General features: G+C 43.6%; 21 protein-coding genes. 8 read left to right on the forward strand and 13 right to left on the reverse strand.

Annotation, left to right across the window (positions count from 1 at the left end; genetic code table 11):
* Positions 1-64: 64 nt before the first annotated feature.
* From VIS94_16540 to VIS94_16550, 3 genes are read right to left on the reverse strand one after another with little or no spacing between them, the layout of a single operon-like run.
* A complete protein-coding gene (locus VIS94_16540; GenBank protein HEY9162687.1) occupies positions 65-2,119 on the reverse strand; it encodes a response regulator in 2,055 nt (684 codons plus the stop codon).
* A gap of 1 nt (position 2,120) precedes the next feature.
* A complete protein-coding gene (locus tag VIS94_16545) occupies positions 2,121-2,510 on the reverse strand; it encodes a response regulator (GenBank protein ID HEY9162688.1) in 390 nt (129 codons plus the stop codon).
* Positions 2,507-4,201 carry an ATP-binding protein gene (locus VIS94_16550; GenBank protein HEY9162689.1) on the reverse strand — a complete coding sequence of 565 codons (1,695 nt, stop codon included), beginning with the start codon at positions 4,199-4,201 and terminating at the stop codon, positions 2,507-2,509. Before VIS94_16550 ends, VIS94_16545 begins: the two co-directional genes overlap by 4 nt.
* Positions 4,202-4,438: 237 nt before the next feature.
* Between VIS94_16550 and VIS94_16555 the strand changes: the two genes are divergently transcribed.
* Positions 4,439-6,820 carry a penicillin acylase family protein gene (locus VIS94_16555; GenBank protein ID HEY9162690.1) on the forward strand — a complete coding sequence of 794 codons (2,382 nt, stop codon included), beginning with the start codon at positions 4,439-4,441 and terminating at the stop codon, positions 6,818-6,820.
* A gap of 114 nt (positions 6,821-6,934) precedes the next feature.
* Entirely contained in the window at positions 6,935-8,752 is a 1,818-nt protein-coding gene (locus VIS94_16560; GenBank protein HEY9162691.1) for a hypothetical protein, read from the forward strand.
* A gap of 121 nt (positions 8,753-8,873) precedes the next feature.
* On the opposite strand, the gene VIS94_16565 is transcribed toward VIS94_16560, so the two are convergent.
* From VIS94_16565 to VIS94_16580, 4 genes are all read right to left on the reverse strand, one after another.
* Entirely contained in the window at positions 8,874-9,503 is a 630-nt protein-coding gene (locus VIS94_16565) for a YceH family protein (GenBank protein HEY9162692.1), read from the reverse strand.
* Positions 9,504-9,529: 26 nt separating this feature from the next.
* Entirely contained in the window at positions 9,530-9,940 is a 411-nt protein-coding gene (locus tag VIS94_16570; protein HEY9162693.1) for a PilZ domain-containing protein, read from the reverse strand.
* Positions 9,941-10,015: 75 nt separating this feature from the next.
* Entirely contained in the window at positions 10,016-12,334 is a 2,319-nt protein-coding gene (locus tag VIS94_16575) for a non-ribosomal peptide synthetase (protein HEY9162694.1), read from the reverse strand.
* Positions 12,335-12,447: 113 nt separating this feature from the next.
* A complete protein-coding gene (locus VIS94_16580; GenBank protein HEY9162695.1) occupies positions 12,448-13,629 on the reverse strand; it encodes an MFS transporter in 1,182 nt (393 codons plus the stop codon).
* A gap of 106 nt (positions 13,630-13,735) precedes the next feature.
* Between VIS94_16580 and VIS94_16585 the strand changes: the two genes are divergently transcribed.
* Positions 13,736-14,155, forward strand: a complete 420-nt coding sequence (locus VIS94_16585) for an OsmC family protein (GenBank protein ID HEY9162696.1) — start codon at positions 13,736-13,738, stop codon at positions 14,153-14,155.
* Between the two features lie 38 nt (positions 14,156-14,193).
* Entirely contained in the window at positions 14,194-14,847 is a 654-nt protein-coding gene (locus VIS94_16590; protein ID HEY9162697.1) for a Crp/Fnr family transcriptional regulator, read from the forward strand.
* A gap of 14 nt (positions 14,848-14,861) precedes the next feature.
* Here the strand turns inward: VIS94_16590 and cysS are convergent, their stop codons facing one another.
* From cysS to VIS94_16615, 5 genes are read right to left on the reverse strand one after another with little or no spacing between them, the layout of a single operon-like run.
* A complete protein-coding gene (gene cysS / locus VIS94_16595; GenBank protein ID HEY9162698.1) occupies positions 14,862-16,292 on the reverse strand; it encodes a cysteine--tRNA ligase in 1,431 nt (476 codons plus the stop codon).
* 5 nt (positions 16,293-16,297) lie between these two features.
* Positions 16,298-16,780 carry a 2-C-methyl-D-erythritol 2,4-cyclodiphosphate synthase gene (gene ispF, locus VIS94_16600; protein ID HEY9162699.1) on the reverse strand — a complete coding sequence of 161 codons (483 nt, stop codon included), beginning with the start codon at positions 16,778-16,780 and terminating at the stop codon, positions 16,298-16,300.
* On the reverse strand, positions 16,752-17,432 hold the full coding sequence (gene ispD, locus VIS94_16605) for a 2-C-methyl-D-erythritol 4-phosphate cytidylyltransferase (protein HEY9162700.1): 681 nt from the start codon (positions 17,430-17,432) through the stop codon (positions 16,752-16,754). The genes ispF and ispD overlap by 29 nt, the downstream gene beginning before the upstream one ends.
* The gene (locus VIS94_16610; GenBank protein ID HEY9162701.1) at positions 17,419-18,405 is read right to left on the reverse strand and encodes a PIN domain-containing protein; all 987 of its coding nucleotides are present in this window, start codon (positions 18,403-18,405) and stop codon (positions 17,419-17,421) included. Before VIS94_16610 ends, ispD begins: the two co-directional genes overlap by 14 nt.
* 22 nt (positions 18,406-18,427) lie before the next feature.
* Entirely contained in the window at positions 18,428-18,913 is a 486-nt protein-coding gene (locus VIS94_16615; protein HEY9162702.1) for a CarD family transcriptional regulator, read from the reverse strand.
* A 111-nt stretch (positions 18,914-19,024) separates the two neighbouring features.
* Here VIS94_16615 and lgt point away from each other — a divergent pair, with 111 nt between their 5' ends.
* From lgt to VIS94_16635, 4 genes are read left to right on the forward strand one after another with little or no spacing between them, the layout of a single operon-like run.
* Entirely contained in the window at positions 19,025-19,876 is an 852-nt protein-coding gene (gene lgt / locus VIS94_16620; GenBank protein ID HEY9162703.1) for a prolipoprotein diacylglyceryl transferase, read from the forward strand.
* A gap of 6 nt (positions 19,877-19,882) precedes the next feature.
* Positions 19,883-21,781, forward strand: coding sequence for a class I adenylate cyclase (locus VIS94_16625; protein ID HEY9162704.1), 1,899 nt, complete (start codon positions 19,883-19,885; stop codon positions 21,779-21,781).
* A 3-nt stretch (positions 21,782-21,784) separates the two neighbouring features.
* Positions 21,785-22,630, forward strand: coding sequence for a carbon-nitrogen hydrolase family protein (locus VIS94_16630; GenBank protein ID HEY9162705.1), 846 nt, complete (start codon positions 21,785-21,787; stop codon positions 22,628-22,630).
* Complete coding sequence (locus VIS94_16635) at positions 22,614-23,366, forward strand: ABC transporter ATP-binding protein (GenBank protein ID HEY9162706.1); 753 nt, start codon at positions 22,614-22,616, stop codon at positions 23,364-23,366. The genes VIS94_16630 and VIS94_16635 overlap by 17 nt, the downstream gene beginning before the upstream one ends.
* A gap of 2 nt (positions 23,367-23,368) precedes the next feature.
* On the opposite strand, the gene VIS94_16640 is transcribed toward VIS94_16635, so the two are convergent.
* The gene (locus VIS94_16640; protein ID HEY9162707.1) at positions 23,369-23,827 is read right to left on the reverse strand and encodes a universal stress protein; all 459 of its coding nucleotides are present in this window, start codon (positions 23,825-23,827) and stop codon (positions 23,369-23,371) included.
* Between the last annotated feature and the right edge of the window lie 37 nt (positions 23,828-23,864).

Raw genomic sequence — 23,864 nt, forward strand, 5'->3', positions numbered from 1 at the left:
TTCAAGTTCTGTTTATGAGGGGAGAATCATGAAATGAAATATATTGTATCGAATTCTGACATCTTTACTCGTTAAGTATTTGGCGGCACTTTTCGAGCAATTCATTGACCTTGAAAGGTTTCTGTATAAACTGATTTCCTTTTTTCAGTGAGCCGATTAAAGCAATCGTGCTGTCTGTATATCCGGACATATACAATACCCTGGCCTCCGGGTGCCTTTCATGGATTTTTTCAAAGGCCTCGGGCCCCTTTATTCCCGGCATAATAACATCGGTCAGCACTAGGTGAATAGGTCCTGAATGCAAGTTGGCTCTGCTAATGGCATCCTTTGCGTCATTTGATTCGATCACCGTATAACCCTGGTCAGCGAGTATCTGGCATGCAAGCTTTCGAACGCTCGAGTCATCCTCTACTACCATCACTGTTACCAAACCTGATACCGGCGATGGATGCTTAACCGGATGTATTTTCTTGCTTCCATCATCTTCTGGGTGCAGCGGCAGATATATGCTGAATACTGTACCTTTGTTCAGTTCGCTTTCAACTGAAATTTTTCCTCCATGCTGCATGATTATGCCGTATGAGGTTGCAAGTCCCAAACCAGTGCCTTTATTATTGCCTTTGGTGGTAAAAAATGGCTCAAAAATGCGTTCCATTAACTCATTCTTTATTCCACAACCGGTATCGCTGACTGTTATTATTACATAACTTCCAGGCGGGAGTTCGGAAGTTTTGTCTCTTTGAGTATTATTCAATTCAGCAACTGCCGTCTTGATCTTCAGTATCCCGCCATTGGGCATGGCGTCACGGGCATTGACTGCCAGGTTCATCAAAACCTGTTCCAATTGCGCGGAATCTGCCTTTACTGTGAGCGGTCCGGGGGCCAGTTCAAGAACAAGTTTGATGTCTTCACCTATCAACCGTCTCAACAGCTTTTCGAAACCGGTTATGATATTGTTGACATTCTCAGGCTTCATTTCGAGGATCTGTTTGCGGCTGAAGGCTAATAGTTGTCTGGTAAGGTCTTTGGCCCGAAGGCCTGCCTGATATATCTGCTGCATCGGCTCGTAGTAGGGATGGTCCTTTCTTGTGGTTTCCAGCAGGATCTCTTCATACCCAATGATAATGGACAGCAGATTGTTAAAATCGTGAGCCACACCGCCTGCAAGAAGGCCTATTGCTTCCATCTTCTGGGCCTGGCGCAATTGAGATTCCAACTCCTTCTGTATTTTTTCCGATTGTTTCCGTTCCGTGATATCTCGTATTAGTCCAATGAATCCTGTAAGAGTCCCATCATCATTATGAAGATAGTAAGCATTGACTTCACCTGGGAATATTGTACCGTCTTTTTTCTTGAAATTAGCATTATATAAAAAATTGGTTTTATTATTAACATGTTTTTCAAGTTCAACGCCGAAGCGCATGAATTCTTCTTCATTTTCATAAATGATGAGAATATTCTTCCCTGATATTTCTTCAAGAGAATAGCCAAACATCTCGACAAATGCACGGTTGCAGTCGATAATAGTTCTGTTTGTGTCTGAAACTGCAATTGCATCACGAATACTATTGTACAATGATCTGTACATCTCTTCACTTTGACGCAAGGTTTCCTCGGCCTTCTGTCGTGCCTGAACCTCTCTTTCAAGTTGAAGCATCCTTTTCTCAAGCTTTCTCACGAGCCTTTCGTTGTAAAGTTTAAGGGCTTCCTCTTCTCCAATCGGCGCAGTTTCCAGAATCATATCGCCGTCCCTGACCTCTGCCAGGACACTATGGACAATTTCAATAAAGTCTTCCGGTTCGCAGGGCTTGATAACAAAACGATCAGCACCTATTTTGATGGCGAATTCTTCATCCTTTTCTCCGGTGTAGGTGGCAGTGTAAATGATAAACGGGATATGGCGCAGGTTTTCGTCTGTCTTGACCTTTCGGCATAATGCAAAACCGTCCATGACAGGCATGAGAATATCGCTGATGATAAGATCGAAATTGCCTGATTTTAACCTTTCCAATGCTTCAGCTCCGTTTGCAGCCGATTGTACCCCATATCCGTTCCCCTTGAGCAGGGTTTCCAGCATATACCGGTTCTCGTCTTTATCTTCTACGATAAGTATGTTCATATCATGCCTCTTTGTTTTTACTGTGTTCAGGCAGATATCGGATGATTTCGGCTACAAAGGTTTCCGGGTCGATGGGCTTCTCGATGTAACCTGTGGCGCCTGCGGCCAGGATTTTTTCTTTATCTCCAACCATGGCGTATGAGGTAACTGCAATAATTGGTACTCCTTTCATTTCGGGATGCTTTATAAGTTCAGCGGCCACGGCATATCCATCCATTTCGGGAAGCTGGATGTCCAGAAGAATAGCAAGCGGCTTGTGGTTCAAGGCCATTTCGATACCTTTCCTGCCGTCTTCTGCGCCGATAACCGTATATCCGTTCTTTTCCAGCAGAAAGCGCATGAGATAAAAATTCTGTGCATTGTCTTCAATGATTAACAGCGTTCCGGTCATGTCAAACCTCCTGTCTTTATCGGAATGCGTATGGTAAAGGTGCTGCCTTTTCCCAATTCGCTTGTGACATCAATGGAGCCGCCCATCATATCCAGGAGCTTTTTGCATATTGAGAGCCCGAGTCCGGTGCCTTCATGTTTGCGTGTAAGGCCGGTATCGATCTGGTGAAACGGTTGAAATATATCGGCAAGCTCTTCTGCCCTCATGCCAATACCTGTGTCTGTTACAGTAAGCAGACAATGATCGTGATCGAATCCGCATGAAATGCCTACTCGTCCTTTCTCTGTGAATTTAATGGCGTTGTTGAGCAGATTAAGGATGACCTGTTCAAGGCGGCGCTGATCAGAAATAATTGTGCCGACATTCTCTGAAATGTCCACATGCAGAGATAATCCCTTCTGTTCGGCCAGCGGTGAGACCAGTTTGACTATTTTCTCAATAGATTGCTTCAGGTCAAAAGATGTCATGGAAAGATCCAATTGGCCGGCCTCGATTTTGGAAATATCAAGCACATCGTTGATCAGTGATAAGAGGTGGCGTGAACTGGTTTGAACCATGGTCATCTGTTTTCTCTGCTCTTCATTCAAGGGACCGGCCAGACCCTGGAGCATAATGCCGGTAAAGCCGATAATGGAATTCAATGGTGTCCGCAATTCATGTGACATGGTGGCCAGGAAGGCTGATTTGATCCGGTCGGCCTCCTGGGCCTTTTCCATGGCCACGGCCAGTTCAGCTGTACGCTCTTTGATACGCTGCTCCATTTCATTGTTGATTTGCCATAGTTCACGGGTACGCACATTCACCTGATGCTTTAAAATGAATGTACCTATCAGACTCATAATGAGCATAATGCCCGTGATCAGCCCTAAAAGTTTAAGCCATGCCGGCAGTTTAAGATGTACCTCTTCCGAGGTCCATCTCTTCAACGAAGCATAATAAATAGAATTAGGGTCGCTTTTCATATCTAAAAGATTCTTGTCGATAGCATCCAGCAGTTGTCTTTGTGCGTTGCCGGGTGCTGCGAAAAAGAGGGTGGAAGGATCGAAAATAATTGCCGTATCTTCAAGCCCGTACTTTTTTGCATGCATTAATCCGTAGAAGCGGTTGGTGATACCAGCGTCTATTTCATGTCTGGCAACTTTTTCAAACATGGTTTTATAATCCGGCACTGAAATCAAGGTGATGTTTAACCCGAAGTTATGTGTGAGCATGTCAAACGTATCCTTCTGAACAGAACCCTCCAGGATGGCAATTCGCTTTCCGTTCAGGTCCAATATTGCCTTGATCTTGCTGTCCTTGGGTGCATACACCTGAGACCAGGAGAACAGGACCGGCACCTTGTGAAAGGAGAATCTTTTTTCCCGTTCAGCCGTATAGGCCACATCAGGCATGAGATCTATTTCCCCTCTGGATAGACGTTCCAATCCCTCCGCCCATGTGCCTGGTATATATTGCAGTTTCCAGCCTTCGATCTTTGCAATATATTCGATGATATCAATAAAAATTCCTTCGGGTTTACCTGTATCCGAGGTGAAGACCTTCGGTGCATTTTCATAAACGCCAACCCTTACGACACGGTCATCCGCATTTGCTGATGGGGTTATAATGAATAAAAAGACAGATAAGATTGTGAAAATACTTATAATAAATCGTGATTGACAGGCGTCACTGTTATGTTTGCTCAAGGTCATTACTTACCTCCAAGCCGTATAACTAATGAACATTTTCCTGTATATTCCCTCAAAGTTGCAGTTTTGAATTCAGCATAGTTAAATTATATGTTCTTTAAAAATATAAACAAGTATCATGGATAATAAACTGAGATATTCTAAATATGAATGTTGAAAAGCTGTTTTCAGAATAAGCTTCTGCCTTTGCTTTTATGACTGTATAATCTGTAATTGTTAAAATATGGGCAGGGAGGTTGTGTGAAGTTTTTTAAATACATGCTTCTCGCTATCATTATTATAACTGTTGCAGGTTTTATCGGCGGCTGGCTCTATCTCAGACATCTCCTGCCCGAATATTCCGGGGATATTATACTGCATGGAATCGATTCGGAGACGTCTGTTATCCGCGATAAAAATGCCGTTCCTCATATTTATGCAGATAACACCCACGACCTTTACTTTGCTCTGGGTTATGCGCAAGCCCAGGACAGGCTCTTTCAAATGGACTTTTACAGGAGGGTTGCAAAGGGAAGGCTTTCGGAAATTTTTGGGAAAGACCTTATCGATGCGGACAGATATTTGAGGACAATGGGTTTTATGAGAACTGCGAAGGTCCAATCGAAAAGGCTGAATGGCCATACGCTTGTCATGATAAATGCCTTTACTGAAGGGGTGAACTACTGCATAAATAATTGCCCTCTGCCTCTGGAATTCAAACTGCTGGGGTATAATCCCGAGCCGTGGGTGCCTCTTGATTCAATCGCAATTGGAAATCTCCTTGCATTCCGGCTTGCCAGCTGGGCCTACAAGAATGAACTTTTCAATTACTTGTCCTGTCAGAAGATGGGAAAAGATAAAGCATCACTTCTCGTGCCAGGATATCCTGTTGATGCGGTGCCGGTTATGGATGAACCGGGGATTTCTGGAATGACAAAACTGACAAAGGCCTCTCATGATTTTCTGGGAACCTTTGCCTGCAGGGAAATTGCGAGCAACAACTGGGTTATAGCAGGAAAACGCACGGAATCGGGCAAGCCTATGCTTTGCTCGGATTCACATGAGGAAGACCCGGAGATGCCAACCCAGCGGTATATGGTTCATCTGTCAGGCCCCGGAATTGATGCTATAGGTGCGATGTTTCCGGGTATGCCTGTTCTCATCTGTGGCAGAAACAGGCATATTTCATGGGGAGTGACCAATTTCAATCTTGATAATCAGGACCTTTATATCGAGAAGATCAATCCCGGAAACCCCGGTCAGGTCATGTTCAAGGGAAAATGGGTTGATATGAAAGTAATGAGGGAACGCATAAATTACAGGGACGGCAAAAAAATGTCATCAAAAGACATTGAAATAAGGATCACCCCGCACGGTCCGATAATAAACGATATCGAAGAAGGTCTTGGAAAGACACCCATCAGCATAAGAAGAGTCGAGGCTGAACCCTGGTCGGTATTGGATGCGTTTTACAGGGTCAGCACGGCAACGAACTGGAAGGAATTCAGAAAGGCGCTGTCAATCTATGGAGCAGGCCCGCAGCATTTTGTCTATGCGGATTCCAAAGGCAATATCGGCTATACCGGTGCGGGCAAATGCCCAGTTCGAGCATATTCCGGTGACGGAATAGCTCCGGTGAACGGATGGAACGGCCGTCATGAGTGGAGAGGGTACTATCCGTTTGAAAAGATGCCCAAGGAAATTAATCCCGAAAGAGGTTTCATTGCCACAGCAAATAACAGCCCTGTCAGAGGCCGAAATTCAACACCTTTGGGCGAATACCGTGGAATGCCTTACAGGGCTGAGCGCATCACCGAGATGATAGAATCGAAATCCAGGCTCAGCCCTGAAGATATGATTGAAATGCAGCTTGATGTGAAATCAAAAATGGCGGCAAGGCTTGTACCTGAATTTGTTAGAATTCTTAACGCTTCCATAAAAAAAGATGAGATCGCCTATCTTGATGAACTTCTTAAGTGGGACTATATGGCAAAAGCTGAATCAACCGGCGCATCCATCTATGAGGTGATGATAACGAGAATAAAATACGAGATATTCCACGATGAAATGGGAGACTTGCTTTTTGAGAAATTTGTCTCTGACAAAACATCATCAACAAATCTCATGGTTGATTTGATTCTGAATAAACCCGATTCCGTATTTTTTGATAAGACTGAAACAAAAAAGAATGAGATACTGAATGATGCGGTGCTGGCATCATTCAGATATGCAGTGTCATTTTTAGGAGACAAACTCGGCAATGATGTCTCCAGATGGCATTGGGGAGATCTCCATCAGATAGAGTTCAGACATGTTCTCGGGCATGAGAAGATGATCAGGCCGTTTTTTAATTTCGGGCCTTCGCCTTTCGGAGGAGACGAACATACAATCAACAGGGCCGGCTTCGACGACAATAAACCTTACAAGGTGAACATAACGGCTTCAATCCGGTATATAATAGACTTTGGAAAACCGGATGCATCCATGGCGGTTCTCAGTACGGGCCAGTGTGCTCAGCTTTCAAGCAGATACAGAACCGATATGTCAAAGAAATTTTTAAAAGGCCGGTATATCAGGTGGACAATGAACAGCGTTGAAATTAAAAGGGATTCAAAATACATTTTAAGATTTAAACACGAGTAAGTCTTATCACCGATCAATTTTACTGAATTTTAGGATTGCTTTATTTGAAATTAACGTTAAACTATTATATTTAATAAGTATAGACAGAGTTTTATTAATTTGGAGGTGAAAGATATGAGGAGATATTCAGGACTACCTTTGTTAATAGTGTTGGTTTCTCTAATATTCACAGGATGTCCCAAGCTGAACTATGTGCCGTGTTCGATTCAGGTTATCAGCCCTGTCAGGGGAAGTGTTCTTCCTGCGGATTCGGGACCGGTAACTATAACCGGACGGGTCATAAAAGGGGACAGTGATCCATGGACTCTCAAGGTAAACGGGAAGAAAGTCGTTTTCGATCAGGCTACAGGTAATTTTACATGTACTTTCCAGCCCAAAGCCTCATCAATATTCAACACTGTCGTGTTTTCCATCATGGACAAAAAACTGGTGACCAACACGGAAAGGGTATCATTCCCGGTAGGCCAGTCGATGAGGGTTGGAGAAGTCGGTGCGGTTAATGACGCTTTGAGAATTCATATGGATCAGGACCTGCTTGACCTTGTAATGGCTCAGGTGAGTGATGTCTTGAACTCGGTGACCAGGCCCCTGATCTACGGACCCACGGAAGACAATGAACTGCTTTCGATGCTGGGTATAACAGATCCTCTGCTGGCGAGTCCGATAGATGTTAGTCTGAACCCGTTCGGCCGTCTCGTAATAGACAAGGATGAACCAAACCCAAGATGGAACGGTCAGATAAACATAGGACAAATAAGCATTATCCCTGATATTGTTGCCGGAAACAAAATTATGGGTTCGGTTATCATATCTCCGACAGAAGGTGTCGATCCTGACAGAACCGCCGCTTTGTACATTCAGGGATACCATTGGAATGTCGTGCAGACCAATCACTTTGCATTGAGCATAAAACAATTGAAGGTGGAGGGTGCCGAAATATCCCTTTACATGAATGGAGACGGTACAATCGGGGCAAAAATGGATCTGACCAAGGGTAATATCGTTGTCGGCCTGATTACCACCGATTATGGCTATCTGACGATGCCGAACTATCTGCTGACTGCACTTCTTAATGTTGTAATCAAGCAGTATCTCATGGAAAGTCTTTCCATAAGTTTTGACCTGATGAATGTTTCCGATCTGAGTTTGAACCTGCTGGACATCGACATTGCAATGTGGCCTATGAATTCCAGCATCTTGACGACATCCGATGACGATCTGAATCTGGATCTCGGAATATCGGCGGCATATACCGGCCCGACGCCGGCTGTTCCCGGTCTTGATACTTTCCTTGCCACTCCGGGTGACATAATGCCGTCACTTGATAAAGTTGCGGATGAGAACATAATGATTGCGGTCAGCGATGATATGATGAACCAGACTATGGTTGCGCTTATACAGACAGGTTTGTTGAGCAATCTTAACCTGGATGACCTTCTTTCTTCACTTACATCTGAGCCTGCGCAGTTGAGTGTATCGTTGCTTACTCCTCCGGTCATGGATTTATCAGGCAAGAAGACTTTGGTATTAAATAGCAAGGTAACAAGTATGGGTTGTGTTCTTGTAAGAGACCTTCTTGTCGAAGTCAGGCTGAAGGCCGCTGGCATGCCCCTTGTGCTGAGGCTCAATGTCGATGCGGATGCTTATCTCATGCTAAAGATCAAGGATACCGGGAACATTGGTGTAACCATCGATCCATTATGGACAAACTTCAATATCAAGATACTGTATCTTAACGGTCTGAACACGTCACTGGTCCCTGGATTCGGAAGACTTATATTCAATGCAATACTTCCGACGCTGCTCGACTCGATACTTGACATAGCTCCGCCAGCGATTGATCTCATGGGAAAGAACATCAGTATTCAGGTCGTTGGGACCGAAGCAAAGGACAACTTCCTGATCGGAAGGGCTAAAATAGTAGTCAACTGATACGATCCGACATATCAAGTAAAAGCAAATAAAACCCGCCGATGTCTGCGAAAAGCACCGGCGGGTTTTTTATTGGCGAAGAATCACTCGGGATTGCTCATATGAAGAGATGACAAATATTTTATTCAAACTGTGATTTGAATTTTTGGAAAGAAGCCTTCAACTCTTCTAGCTCTTTTCTTATTGCTGCGAGTTCCGTGATGATGTCTTCAGATACAGACGGCATGACGTGTTCTGGCGTGTTCTGGATACCGGTATTAATTTCCGGTTCTCCGCACAGAAGGTGAGTGATGCGGTGCTCTTTCTGCCCCGGCTGCCTGGGGAGTCTTATAATCAGTTGTTTGTCGAAAAGGATTTCCATTGCGTCAATCAGGTCTTCATAAGAATTAAAGGTGTGCATTTTTTCAGAATTGATCCTCAATTCACCGGGGGTCTGAGACCCTCTGAGCATGATAACACAGATAAGGGCGGCTTCGGGATTGTCCAGACTGTATGATTTTAAAAAATTTTCTTCATATTTTGGCGCCCTCCCGAGGGTGCTCTCCCATGCAAGCCTTTTTTCAATAAGACCTTTGACGGCTGAATGAACGCTGTCTTCGGAATATTCGGTCACTGGATTCCGGCTTGTTTTCTGGTTGCAGGCCAGCGTAAGAGAATTAAGGGTAAGCGGATAATTATCCGGTGTGGAAAGCTTTTTTTCAATTAATGAGCCAAGTATCCTAACTTCAATATGTGAAAGGGGGTTATTCATCGAGACTCCGTGTCGATATTCTCAAATCAGCACAATATATCGTTTCCCTGCATGGAAAACCATTCTTTCGCAGCCTGTTCTGAAGATATCGTTCTGCCTTCATTTTTTCTAACATCGGTCCTGTAATTTTCAATTAGACATATCTGTTCAAACATGATCTTTGATGCATCGGCATTGCCGTCATCGTGAAATTTGATGCCCACTTCGTAGGATGAATCGGAATGATGACACCAAATGACAGAGGCGGACGCTTTAAACAATGGATTTAAATAGGGGATGTTAACAACAAGCCTCATTCCTGACTGAAAAGGATAATGTGATTTAAAGGAAAGCCCGTTCAGACTGACATTTCTGAGCTGTCCGGATTTATGATCTTGCATCCCGTATCCATAATACCTCAGGGGTATTTCGGTGTTGCGTCTTGCATGCTGTCTCATAGGATTTTCTCCTGTCTGCCGTTCTATCGATACAGTTATCATCGGCATTACAAAAATAAAAAATAATGTTATATTTCAAGTTCCGATAAGAGAATTCATGATGTCTGATTTTTTTGACTCCGAATAACGTCTTTTATAATTTATAGCCTTTTCCACCACACCTGAAAGAGATTCGACGGTCTGCATCTCAAAAATGGCTGCAATGGACAGATCTATTCTGAATTCATCTCTGATGCGCGATATTACCTTTGTTGCGCTAATGGAGTTTCCACCAAGATCAAAAAAGTTATCGTATCTTGTTAAATCAGGTTTTCCGAGTACTTCAGAAAAGATACCGAGCAGTATTATTTCGAACCTGGACTGGGGTTCGGGATTCATATCCATATTAATTGCTGCGAACGGTTCATCGTCTTGAGAAATTTCATCTTTTATGAGACCCTTGATAAAATCATCCCTGAGTTTGTACCGTTTTATTTTTCCGCTTGAGGTTAGCGGTAATTCCGGTACTTTTACAATTGAAGACAAGGTGAATCCGAACGATTTCCGCAACCGGCTGTTTATATTAGAAAGCATTCTTGAAAGGTGCTGTCTTGATTCTCCTGACCTTGCAAAGAGTATGACCTTTTCCAAGCCTGTTTTGACATCCGTTATTCCGCAGACTGCATAATGAAGAGATCTGAGCCCCGGGATATTCCTGATGTATTCTTCTATATCGTTTGAATATATATTTCTGCCGTTTATAAAAATTATATCCTTGTGCCTGCCAGTTACAACAATTCTGCCGTCTCTTATGAATCCCATATCTCCTGTTCTGAGCCATTCACCGCAAAAAAGATCTGAGTCCATATCCACCCCATTGAAATAGCCGGATGTGACATTCATACCCTTGATCTGGATATGGCCGATCATGTTCTCATTAAGTAGCTCGTCATTGTCATCAGTTATCCTGACAGTCATATATGAGACGGGATATCCCAGGTCTGCAAGTTCGATTGAATCTTCATCTTCTGAAGCATCTATGGCGATGTTTCTGTTTATTAATACATTTCTGTCGATTTTATGGAAAGTGGGAACCGAGTTGATCGGCGGCATCGATATTTGAAGAGATGCTTCTGCCATACCGTATGCCATCCGGATGGATTCTTTTTTGAGACCGAACCGTTTGAATTTATTTATGAATGAGTGAGTGACCGAGGAGGATATCGGCTCAGAACCATTGTAAAGGGCTCTTATCGAAGAAAGGTCTATGTTTTTTATGTCTTCGTCCCTTACCTGGGAAGTCAGCCACTGCATTGCAAAATTAGGGCATGGCACATGTGTCGCCCTGTATTTGTGGATGAGCTTCAGGAATAGTGAAGGATTCTCTACAAATGTTCTGGTGGACAGGTTTACCTGGCTCATACCAGTAAGCATTGGTGAAATATGAAAACCGATCAGTCCCATATCATGTGAATACGGCATCCAGTTTACAAAGCTGAGTTCATCAAAGGCGATATCCATATCGCGTGATATCCTGTTTCCGGACAGGATTTCCAGAGACTCAATCAGGCGTGATGATTTAGGGCCCATCCTTAACATGTTAAGATCGGATAAACGAGAAACTGTTCTGGATACGATTCCCCTGCCGTGAATCTTGAAAAAGCGGTTTTTCATAAGAAACAGGGAATAGCCGATTACCGGTCTTACATCATTCGGGTCAGAGCTCAAGGTCATGATGGCGCCGGCGTCTATCGATGAAAGAAGATTGGCCTGAGATAGAATCACGCCTTTCGGATCGCCTGTCGAACCCGATGAGAATTGTATCAATACCGGTTCGTCCGGGCCTGTTTTATAAAAATTGTTATCCGGACGGCTGCCAAGAAGTTCGACAATATCGAACAGATTTGAACATTCAAGTCCTCTGAAAACCTCTCTTTCCTGGTCTGTGACAATACAGAAATTATTGATAACCCTTAAAACTCCATTAAGCCTTTCCATGCCTTCAGGTATTGGATAGCCGTTAGGAAGAGGGAGAGGTACAGGGACAAAACCGCCAAGAATTGAACCCCAGAAGGCCGAAAGAAACAGGGCCGGGTCTGCAAGCTGCAATATTACCTTATAGCCGGGTTTCAGGCCTTTTCCTCTAAGTCCGGACATGACACATTTCGAACTGTGCATCAGATCCGAATATGATTGAAGGTGTTCATTCCCGTCCTCGTTGACGTGGATGATTCCTTTGTCGGGACCAAGTATACATGCTGCACGGATGATGTCGGACATCTTTGTTATAAGTGGCGGTATGAGGGAATTTTTTTGAGGCTCGGGGCCTGAAGATATCGCCTGACGGTTGTTTGCCTTAAGAATATCTTCTATCTGCCTGTTCTTGTATTCATGAAAAGCACAATCCTGAATCATAAGTCCTCCTTAACAATAAAAAATCAAATAAAATCTAATAAGAAAGTTCAGCTGGCAGTTATTATAACTCCAAATTGAACCGATTAAAAAGGTTGCTTTTAAAAAATATTTTATTATGGTCCTGATGTATGTCTTATCGGGACTGGCGAGAGAATCCTGAGGTAAAAGTACAGGACGATAATCGAGATTACAAATAAACCGGAGATGATATAAAAAATATCATTAAGGGCAAGATAATCCATTATAATCCCGCTTATGCCGGGTCCGGCAATGAATCCAAGCATGTTAGTGATCGTAAACAGACCCAATGAAATACCCAGCCCGCTTTTTCCGGTGAGGCTTATCAGAAGAGCGGAAGATGAAGGCATTACCAGAGCAATCCCGATGCCTGAAACAATACCCAGTGCGGCAAACGAGTGAAAAGAAGTGCCGGTGGGAAGCAACCCTATACCAACGGCAATCAGAAATAGGCCGGACATCATAATTACAGTCTTGTCGGTTTTGTTTGCAATATAGCCGGCCGGTGTCAGACATATGCCGGCGGTAATTGCAAATATTGACGCCAGCAAACCAATCTGAGGCTGTGTAAGGCTGTGCCGGTTTGCCAGTACGGGCAGGAATGAAGTGAGGCCGCCTTCACCGAGGGAAAGGACAAACGAGCATATCAGCAGTCCCTGAACTGGACGGAATGTGAGTATATCTGTAATTCTTTTGAATTTCATACCGGGTTTGTTTTCAGATGACATCCTTTTTATTTTTTCTGGCAGAAGGGTGCAGAGCAGAAATGAAAAAAACAGGATCCCTGACATAATGATAAACGGCATGTTGAAATTGGAATTTTTTGAGGCATAGCCTCCTAATGTCGGGCCTATACCCATGCCGAAAAAAGTGCATGCATTGAATATACCCATATATGAGGCTTCCCTGCCTTTTGTTGAGAGAGAACCAGCCCATGCCAGGGAAGGTGTTATGACCATTGCGCTCAAAAGCCCCTGAATGAGCCTGAGAATAGCCAGATTCCAGGGGTTTTGCGTCATAAGATATAGAAGGGATACCCCTGCCTGAATTCCGAGACCCAGCGCAATAAGCAATTTGTATCCGTATCTGTCTCCCAGCCTCCCTGCAAACGGGCTTGCAAGCATGAAAGAGATGAAATAACATGAGGTTATTATGCCGAGCATCGTTCCGCTTATGCCGAGAGTTTCAATGTAAACAGGGAGAACAGGGGCCAGGATATTCATGCCTGTCATGGCGGAAAATGAGCAGATGCATAAGATTGCAAATACACGTGACATAAGAAAATCCATATCCTACAAAGAATGTTTATTGCCAACAACAATTTACTTATTAATTTTAACTGCAAATAAATTAAAATATTTAAGGAACGCGGGAGGGGAAATCATGGGAGTTGAAATCTCTATTGTTTATGAGGGTGATCTGCACTGCACGGCAGAACACTCTATTTCCGGTCAAAAAATCATCACGGATGCGCCGCTAGATAACGGTGGCAGAGGCGAGGCATTTTCTCCCACAGATCTTGTCGGCGCAGCCCTGGGAACATGTATTATCACAGTCATGGACCTTGTTGCCAAACGTTCAGGGATAGACTTGAAAGGAACAAAAGTACATGTGATCAAAGATATGACGTCAATTCCTGCGAGACGGATCGGCAAACTCACGGTTGAAATAACTTACCCGGAAGGTTTGAACCTGTCCGAAGCCGACAGAACGAAACTTGAAAAAACTGCCCATACATGTCCTGTTAAGCAGAGCCTTTGTAAGGATGTTGAGGTTGTGATCAATTTCAGCCTTCCATCCTGAACGATTCATGCTGCAGGTGAAGTAAACAGGAATAGTGTATGGATATAATCAGCTTGTTTGAAAAAAGCGATCTTTTTGCAGGTATGGAGGATGAGCTTAAAACCCTGCGTGCCGCCGGGTCAGTAAAAAACATGTCACATGCGGAACTTCTTTTTACCGAAGGTGAACCCGGTAAATACTTCTATCTTCTTGTTGATGGAGGGGTAAGGCTTTTCAAGACTTCTGCTTCAGGGCAGGAGGTGGATATTAGGCTTGTCAGGCCAGGAGAAATATTTGCCGAACTGATACTGTTTGAAAGGGATACGTATCCGGTAAGCGCAATGGCCGTTATGCCCAGCACCGTGTTCGCTGTTAACAGGGATGCTTTTTATGATCTGCTTTCAAAAGAGCCTTTCAGAAAAAAATTCATTATCAGTCTGATGCAAAAGCAGCGCTATCTTGCAGAACGCATCATGTACCTGATGTCGTATGATGTTGAGGAGCGGTTTTTCCGTTTTCTCCTCGATCATTACGGATGTTTCAATGAAATCCGGATAGATATACCGAAAAAAGACATCGCATCTGCGATCGGAACGATCCCGGAAACATTCTCAAGGCTTATCGCAAGGCTTAAAAATCACGGGGCAATAGAGTGGGAGGGAAACCGCCTTAAGGTAAACCCTGAATGGTGGGAAATGTATCAGGATGAATAAATATTCAATAAGAGTTACAGCTTCTCCCAGGTTGTCCCTGCAGGCGAGTCCTTTAACTGTATTCCCTTATCCTTAAGTATCTCCCTGATTTCATCGGCGCGTTTAAAGTCCCTGTTTTTTCGTGCGGTATTCCGCTCATTGATAAATGCCTCGATGTCTGTTTCGGTAAGGCCTGCATCTGTGAGGCCTGAATGCTTCATCATTTCAAGAAATGCAGCAGGTTCTTCCTCAAGAATTCCGAGCACATCATTAATCAGTCTTATTGCTCCTGCCATTGATGTCTTATCCATTGCAGTGAGGGATGAAGCTTCGTTTAATGTCTTGTTAACCGAGGTAGTAAGTTCATGAATACAGGCTATTGCACGTGCAGTGTTGAAGTCGTCGCACATGGCTTCATCGAATGAGGTCATGAAAGATTGAACAACTTCCGGCAGTCTGGATTCTTCTGAAGATTCCGCTGAAAGGTTGACACGTTCAAGCATCTCATAAAATCTGATAAGTGTCTGTCTTGATGTCTCAAGCGCTTCTTCTGAATAGTCGATAGGCGTCCTGTAGTGACTGGATACAAGCATGAGTCTCAATATTTCGGGGTGAGTTGTCTTTGTAATCTCCCTGATTGTGAGGAAATTCCCCAGCGATTTGCTCATTTTTTCGCCGTTAATCGTTACAAAGCCATTGTGAACCCAGTAGCGGACAAAGGTCTTTTCATATACACCTTCGGACTGGGCTATCTCGTTTTCATGATGAGGGAACATCAGGTCCTTGCCGCCGCCATGGATATCAAGCTGAGGTCCAAGATAATGTGTGCTCATGGCTGAGCATTCTATATGCCAGCCGGGCCTGCCCTGTGACCAGGGGCTGTCCCACAGCGGTTCTCCAGGCTTGCTTTTTTTCCAGAGCGCGAAATCGAGAGGGTCTTCCTTGCTTTCATCGATATCAACCCTGGCACCTGCAATCATCTCTTCGAGCCTGCGGCCGCTCAGGTAGCCGTAAGGCCTGAATTTCGAAACCCTGTAATAAACACTGCCGTCCGACTCATATGCGAGGCCCTTTTCTATTAAGGTTTTGACCATTTCGATGATCTGCGGGATATGCTCGGTGGCCCTGGGTTCGATATCGGGCTTCTTTACCCTCAGAATATCCATGTCTTTTGAAAATTCATCTATATAGCGCTCTGCCAGTTCCTGAGAAGAAACGCCTTCTTTATTGGCTCGGGCGATTATCTTGTCGTCGACATCCGTATAATTTCGCACATAGGTCAGGTCGAAACCTTTGTGACGAAGGAACCTTGATATTACATCAAACACAATCTGGCTTCTTGCATGTCCGATGTGGCACATGTCATATACGGTCATTCCGCAGACATACATGCCGACTTTATTGCCGCTGATCGGTTTGAATTCCTTCTTCTTCTTTTCCGGTGTCGAGTATATTTCCAGAGCCATATGTCCTAATCCGTCCTTTCTTCCAGAAGTACCACTGCCTGGGCTGCAATTGCATTGGAACTGCCGATTTCGCCCAGCCCTTCGGATGTCCTGAACTTGATCGAAACCTGAGTTTTACTAATGCCTGCTGCTCTGGATACCATATCCGTCATTGCCTCACGGTATCCCGACAGTTTCGGTTTTTCGCAGATGCAGTTGCAGTCAATATTTGAGATTGTGTAGCCTTTTTTTGCCTTTTCGGCAATTGTTTCAAGCATCCTGATTGAATATATGTCTTTTGTTTCCTGTGAGTTATCAGGGAACATGACGCCTATGTCACCCATGGCAAGGGCGCCGAGTATTGCATCGCATATGGCGTGTATTATGACATCACCGTCGGAATGACCCAGAAGGCCTTTTTCAAAAGGGATTGTTATTCCGCCCAGTACAAGCGGCCTGCCTTCGACAAGTCTATGAATGTCAAATCCTGTTCCGATTCTGAAAGGCATAAATCGCCTCCGCCAATATCATGTCTTCAGGAAGCGTTATCTTGATGTTGAAACGCTCGCCCTCCACCATCCTGACCGTTCCGCCTGATTCCTCGATAAGAATACTGTCATCGGTCGGTATATAGTCTCTCCCCATTGCCATTCTGTGCGCATCCAATATCTTATTCATCTTGAACGCCTGGGGCGTCTGGACTGCAAAGAGATTTTCACGCGGTACTGTTTTCATGATAAAACCGTTTTCAGCAATTTTGATTGTATCCGTAACAGGCAGAACCGGAATGCATCCATCCGCATCTCTTGTTCCTTTGATCAATTTCTTTATAAGGTTAAATGTTATGAATGGCCTGACGCCGTCATGAATCAGAACGACATCACAATTCCCAGCGGCATCAAGACCGTTCATCACCGAATCATGTCTTGCTTTTCCCCCGGGTACGATTTTGATTTCATTGTTGAATCCATTCAGGCAGGACTGCATCACTTCTACATCTTCTTCAGGAACAACAACAATGATCCGGTCTATTTCGGGGATGTCAAAGTGTTTTACTGCAATCTTGAGAACAAGTTCACCTTTGAGATTTATAAACTGTTTCTTTCCGCCGAATCTTTTGCCGCTGCCTCCTGCTACGACTATCGCACTACAGGTTTCCATTCTTCGATGAGGCGAATATCATGCGGCCTGCAGGAGTCTGCAGGATAGAAGTTACAACTGCTTCAACTTCGGTATTCAAAAGGCTTTCGCCCTGTTCGATTACGACCATTGTCCCGTCGTCGAGGTAGGCTACGCCCTGACCCTTTTCCTTGCCCTGTTTTGTAACGGTAACCGTAAGTGTTTCGCCCGGGAGAATGATAGGTTTAATGGCATTTGCAAGGAGGTTTATATTAAGGACATTTACACCTCTGATCTGAGCCACTTTATTCAGATTGAAATCATTTGTAATTATGTCGGCATCAAGTTCTTTTGCAAGGGAGATAAGCTTCGAATCGACCTCTTTGACTTTGGAATATTCGGTTTCGTTAATCTCTATCTTGATGTTTGGAATGGTCTGGAGTTTGTTCAATACATCAAGCCCCCGCCTTCCTCTGGCTCTTTTAAGACCGTCTGTAGAGTCTGCTATATGCTGAAGTTCATTAAGGACAAACTGGGGCACGATTATCCTGCCCTCTATAAATCCTGTTGCGCAGATATCAGGTATCCTGCCGTCGATTATTACGCTGGTATCGAGTATCTTGGAGCGGGGTGCCCCTGTATTCTTTTTTCTTGCAAACACAGGAAGATTTCCAAGTTCTTTGCCCCAGCTAACCCCTATTGAATATCCGAGGTAGCCGAAAATTACGTTTAAGATAAAGAAAATATAAATTCCGCCTTGGAGATTATCGAGGAAATTATATCCGATGAGGCTTCCTATGATGAGCCCCAATATCGTGCAGAGAAGTCCACCAACATAAGCCATGGGGTGCAGTGCATAACCCCGCATCTCTGAGAATACTATCGAGGCAAAGGATAAAAGTCCGATTGCTGGCAATATGACAAGCCAGTACCATTCCTTCATATTTTGCCGTGCATAAGTGAAAGTACCGTAAAAAATTATTACTGCGATAGCTAGTCTGACCACCCACTTCATATCAGTTCATCCTTAAAAAATATCATTCTTTGCCTAGGGCATCCGTAATCTTCTTCTCTACCGCTGTTTTATCGAGCTTTCTTGAGATGAAAATTTCGTTAACCAGCAGTGTCTTGGCTGTATCATACATCTTTCGTTCGCCAAAAGAAAGTTCTTTGCCTTTTTTCAATATATTAAGGTCTCTCAGTACCTCGGCGATTTCGGTAGCGTTACCGCTTTTTATTTTTTCCATATATTCCCTGTAGCGGCGGTTCCATGTCTGGTTGTCGATATGTACGTCCTTCTGCCTTAAAATGCTGTAAACCTTATCAATCTCACTTTTGCCTATTAATGGTCTTATCCCAACGTTTTTAATATTGTTTACAGGAACCATGACAGTCATCTGGGTATCGAGGACTTTCATTATCATAAATGAAAGTTTAGTGCCTGAAATATCTCTTTCTTCGATTGATTCAATTTCAGCTACACCATGAGCGGGATAAACAACCACATCAGCAACTTTGAACATGTTTGATTTTCCTTTCAATTCCAAAAATAATATCAAACGCTGGGAAATAAGTCAACATAACCGCTGGCATACTCTTGACTTTGATACCTTTGATATGAGAATCATTGATATATGAATTATCCGAATATCGATCCTGTTCTTGTTAACATCTGGGGCCCATTACAGATAAGATGGTACGGACTTATGTATGTAATTGGCTTTGTATTGGCCTTTCTGATTATAAATTCAGCATCGAAAAGGAGACAAAACGGCCTGTCAAGACTTGATATTGAGGATTTGTTTGCTTACTCGATTGCAGGCCTGATCATCGGTGCCCGTCTAGGTTACTGCATTATCTATGATTTTTCATATTTCATGTTAAGACCGATAGAAATTTTCATGCCATGGAATGGCGGGATGTCTTTTCATGGAGGACTTATTGGCCTTCTTGCTGCCGGATATATATTTGCAAAAAGAAGAAGGAAAAACTTCCTGATGCTTGCTGATATGGGAGCTCTCGGTGCCCCTCCCGGCCTCTTTTTCGGAAGGATAGGGAACTTCATTAATGGCGAACTGTATGGACGTGTTACCGATGTCCCATGGGGTATGATTTTTCCCGGGGGAGGTCCGCTGCCAAGGCATCCGTCACAGCTGTATGAAGCATCCCTGGAGGGGTTGGTACTGTTCCTTATCGTATTCGGGATCAGCTTTAAATCGAAAATAAACGGCATGCTGCTGTCGGCATTTCTTTTCTTTTATGGGCTGTTCAGATTCATACTGGAATTTTTCAGACAGCCTGATGTTCAGAAAGGATTCGTAATAGGTCCCTTCAGTATGGGGCAAGTGCTCTGCTTCATGATGATGGCGCTTGGGATATATGTCTTTTTTTATGCAAGATCCCGTAAAGAAGTTGAAAATCCAGTATCAGAGAAACAAACGGCCGTTAAGCGGTCAAAGCCTAAAAATAAAAAGGCAAAACCCTGATAATGTATGATTCACAGCAGCAGGCTTATCTCAAATAAAAGGGCCTTTTTGAACTACAACCGTTATAAACACAGAATAATGTATGAGAATGACTCACTCCGAGCAGATCTTGTACTGAAACTGATTCCCTTGCTTCTTCACTTGAATCATTCTGGATTTCCTGGCTACTCGGGAAATGAAGACTGCCCCTGCGGTATAAAAATCATGAAAAGGCCTGTAGAATCTCAAATGGATATCATTTCAATGATACCTGAAAAAATATCCATCAGGTCAATTCAGGAGAGCATGCCCAGAATACGTGAAATTGAAGGAATATTTACAATAGGCAGTCTCGGAAGTGTCGCTGAAACGAAAGACAGCGACTGTGACATATGGGTTGTAGTCAATGCCGCTGATATAGGCGAAAAACGGATGAAAATGCTTGGAAAAAAACTTGAAATAATAAGCAGATGGGCTTCTGGCTTATACAATATGGATGTATTTTTTTTTCTGCTGGATGCTGAAGATGTTAAAAAAAACAATTTCGGGGCTATTTCTCATGAGGGGGCGGGATCATCACTAAAGAGTCTTCTCAAGGAAGAGTTTTACAGGACAATGACTCTGATTGAAGGCAGGATTCCAGTCTGGTGGATAATACCGGCAGAAGGAAATAAATATTTTTACAATGAGACATTAGACGGTTTGTCGAATATCGACGGGATAAATGCTGATGACTTTATCGATCTCGGGGACCTTGATGAAATTCCAAGGGATGAGCTTCTGGGCGCTGCCTTGTGGCAGATGCACAAGGCCTTGAGCGATCCGCTTAAAAGCGTTTTGAAGATGGCACAGGTCAGAATGCATCTTGAGACAAAAGGCGGAGCGGAATTATTCTGCAATAATCTGAAAAAAAAAGTCCATGAAGCGAAGTATAATGAAATAATTGACCCGTATATAGAGGCATTCAAAAGTATTGAAAGACATTACTCCCAGGAAGGAAATTCCCATACTGCAGATTTGATGAGAAAATGCATCTATCTCAAATCATTGCCGGAAATCAGACCTAATGACCTGCTTTCAACCGGAGATAATCATAAACGGACAATGATTTCAGAGCTGATTAAAGAATGGGGATGGTCCTTAAAGACTATTGAGCACCTTAATGCATTTCCCGACTGGAATATTAAAACCTATAAACTTTTCGGTAACCATATACATGAATTTTTAAACAGGTCGGCTATGGCGCTTCTTAAAGATGCCACGTCTTCCGGTACGAAGGCTGATATCTCTCAAGATATGGAAATAGAGGTATTAAGACGGAGAATAGAATCCGTATATGTCAGAAAAGAGGATAAGATAGAGACTGAAAAGAGGATTCAGAAGAATGAGAAGCCATATGATGACCTTTATTTCGGTTTTTCAAAAGGGGTGTGGGAAGTATTCAATAATCCGGATTATACAGATAAATCAGGCGTGATATCATCAGCGAGGAGGATTTCTTCCGTAATAGCATGGCTGGTTTTAAACAGGCGATTCAGCAGCACGACTTCATGTCATATGCTTCCGAATGCCACCAGTGTTTATCTGTCCGATGTCCAGAGCCTGATGAGAGACCTTGTTAAAAAGATACCTGATGCGGCTTCGATAGGACTCGACAGGGATTCCTTGATGAAAAGCATGTCTCTCAGTTCCGTAATTCTTATTGGAAATCTCGAGCAGCCTTTGTCTCCATCCATAAAGGAAATCGATGTGATAGCACTGAATACCTGGAGTGAGATTTATTGTATGCAGATGGACAGGGAAGAATTGAAATTATGGTTTAAAAGTTTTGGATCCAGGGATACAAAAATCAGTATCTGGCTGCCGGGAAGCGGTGATTCAAAAAGTCTGGCAAGGGAGCTGATGTCAATTATAAGAGAGGGGTGATACTTGACCGCAAATAAGGTAAAAGTTGGATTGTGCCAGTTGAAGCAGAGCATTGACATTGCCGATAATATCAGAAAAGCGGCCGGCATGACAGAAGAAGCTGCCGAAAACGGGGCCTCGATAGCAGTCCTTCCAGAGATGTTTCTGTGTCCATATGAGCCGTTTCATATTAAAAAAGCGGTTAACAGATCCGAATATGCAATTGATCTGTTAAAGAAGAAGGCACAGGAAAATCGGATATATATAATTGCCGGAAGCTTGCCGTTCTCCGTTGGAGGGGCGAAACCTTTCAACAGGTCGTTTGTGATTGATCCTGAAGGCGAGGAAGTATACTTTCATGATAAAATACACCTGTTCGACTGTGATCCTCCGGGTGGGCCGAAAGTAATTGAATCTGCAACAGTGAAACCCGGAAACATGCTGGGTGCGTTTAAAACGCCATGGGGTATGTGTTCGGTTATTGTCTGTTATGATATAAGGTTTACTCAATTGACGCAGCTCCTTGCAAATATGGGAGTAAGCATGATGTTTGTCCCAGCCGCTTTTTCCATGACAACCGGGCCGGCGCACTGGGAGATGCTGGTAAGGATGCGTGCCATGGAACTGCAGGGGTTTGTTGCAGGCGTACAGCCTGCCAGAAATAATGACTTTAAGTATATTCCATATGGCCACTCGATTGTTGCCGGACCATTCGGCGATGTTATTGCAGATCTGGGAGAAGGCGAGTCTTTAAGAGTAATAGAGATCGACCTGAATGAATGCCAGAATCTGAAAAAAAGATTTCCCCTGCTAGAACACCGGAGATCCGATCTTTACAGGACGGTATGGTTGAATGAAGATAGTAATTAATGGATTAAAAAAATCGTTTAAAGGGCAGACGATTCTCGATGGTGTCGACCTTGTAATACCTGAAGGAAAAACTACTGTAATCATAGGGCCGAGCGGTACCGGAAAAAGTGTCATGATAAAGCATATCCTGGGTTTGATTAAACCGGACGGAGGAGAAATCCTGATTGACGGCAAGGATGTAACGAAACTTAACGATATAGAACTAAATGAGATCAGAAAAAACTTTGGTGTGTGCTTTCAGGATGCGGCTTTGTTCGACTCCATGTCTGTAGGTGAAAATGTAGGATTTCCGTATAAGGTTCATACTAAAATGAACAAGAATGAAGTAGATGACAGGGTTTCAGAACTCCTGAAAGAAGTAGGACTCTCGGGCATTCAGGAAAAGCTTCCTTCACAGCTCTCGGGGGGGATGAGAAAGAGGGTCGGTCTTGCAAGAGCTATTGCCATGGATCCTAAGATTCTGCTTTTTGATGAACCCACTACCGGGTTGGATCCTGTAATGAGCAATGCCATCAACATACTCATAAAAGAGGTTCAGAAAAAAACGAAGGCGACTAGCCTCGTGATAAGTCATGATATTCACGGTGCTCTCATGATGGCTGATTTGATGGCCATGCTTTATAAAGGCAGAATTGTGTTTTCAGGCGAGCCCGATGATTTCATAGATACGAAAGACCCTCTTATCCGCCAGTATATGGAAGGCGGAATCGAGGGTCCTATTAATCCGATTCGTTAGCCTCAAGGCATTTCAAAAGATGCGTCAGGACTTTTTATTGTAAGGACAGGGCATACCGACTTTTTTATTACCTTTTCGGCCGTACTCCCGAACAGCGCATGCCTGATGCCGGTGCGGCCATGAGATCCTATGACGATCAAATCAATGCATTCATCTTTTGAAAACTGTATGATCTCATAGAATGGCACACCATGTATTATATAGGTGTCGCAGGTCATGTCTTTGGGAACTATTGTATTGACGATATCTTCGAGCTTGCTGGTGGCGTTCTGCTCGAATTCCGCATACAATTGAGGCAGAATTGTCGGGCTCAGATTGAATTCCGAAAAATCTGTTATATCCTGCAGGATGTGAAGGATATAAAGTCTGGCGCCGAAGGTCTTGTTGAGTTCGATTGCATACTTCAATGCATGCATTGAAGTAGAACTGAAATCGGTAGGTATTAATATCTTTTTTATCATGTAGACTAAACTAATTATGAAGACACATGTGTCAATA

Source organism: Desulfomonilia bacterium (assembly GCA_036567785.1).
Taxonomy (GTDB): domain Bacteria; phylum Desulfobacterota; class Desulfomonilia; order UBA1062; family UBA1062; genus DATCTV01.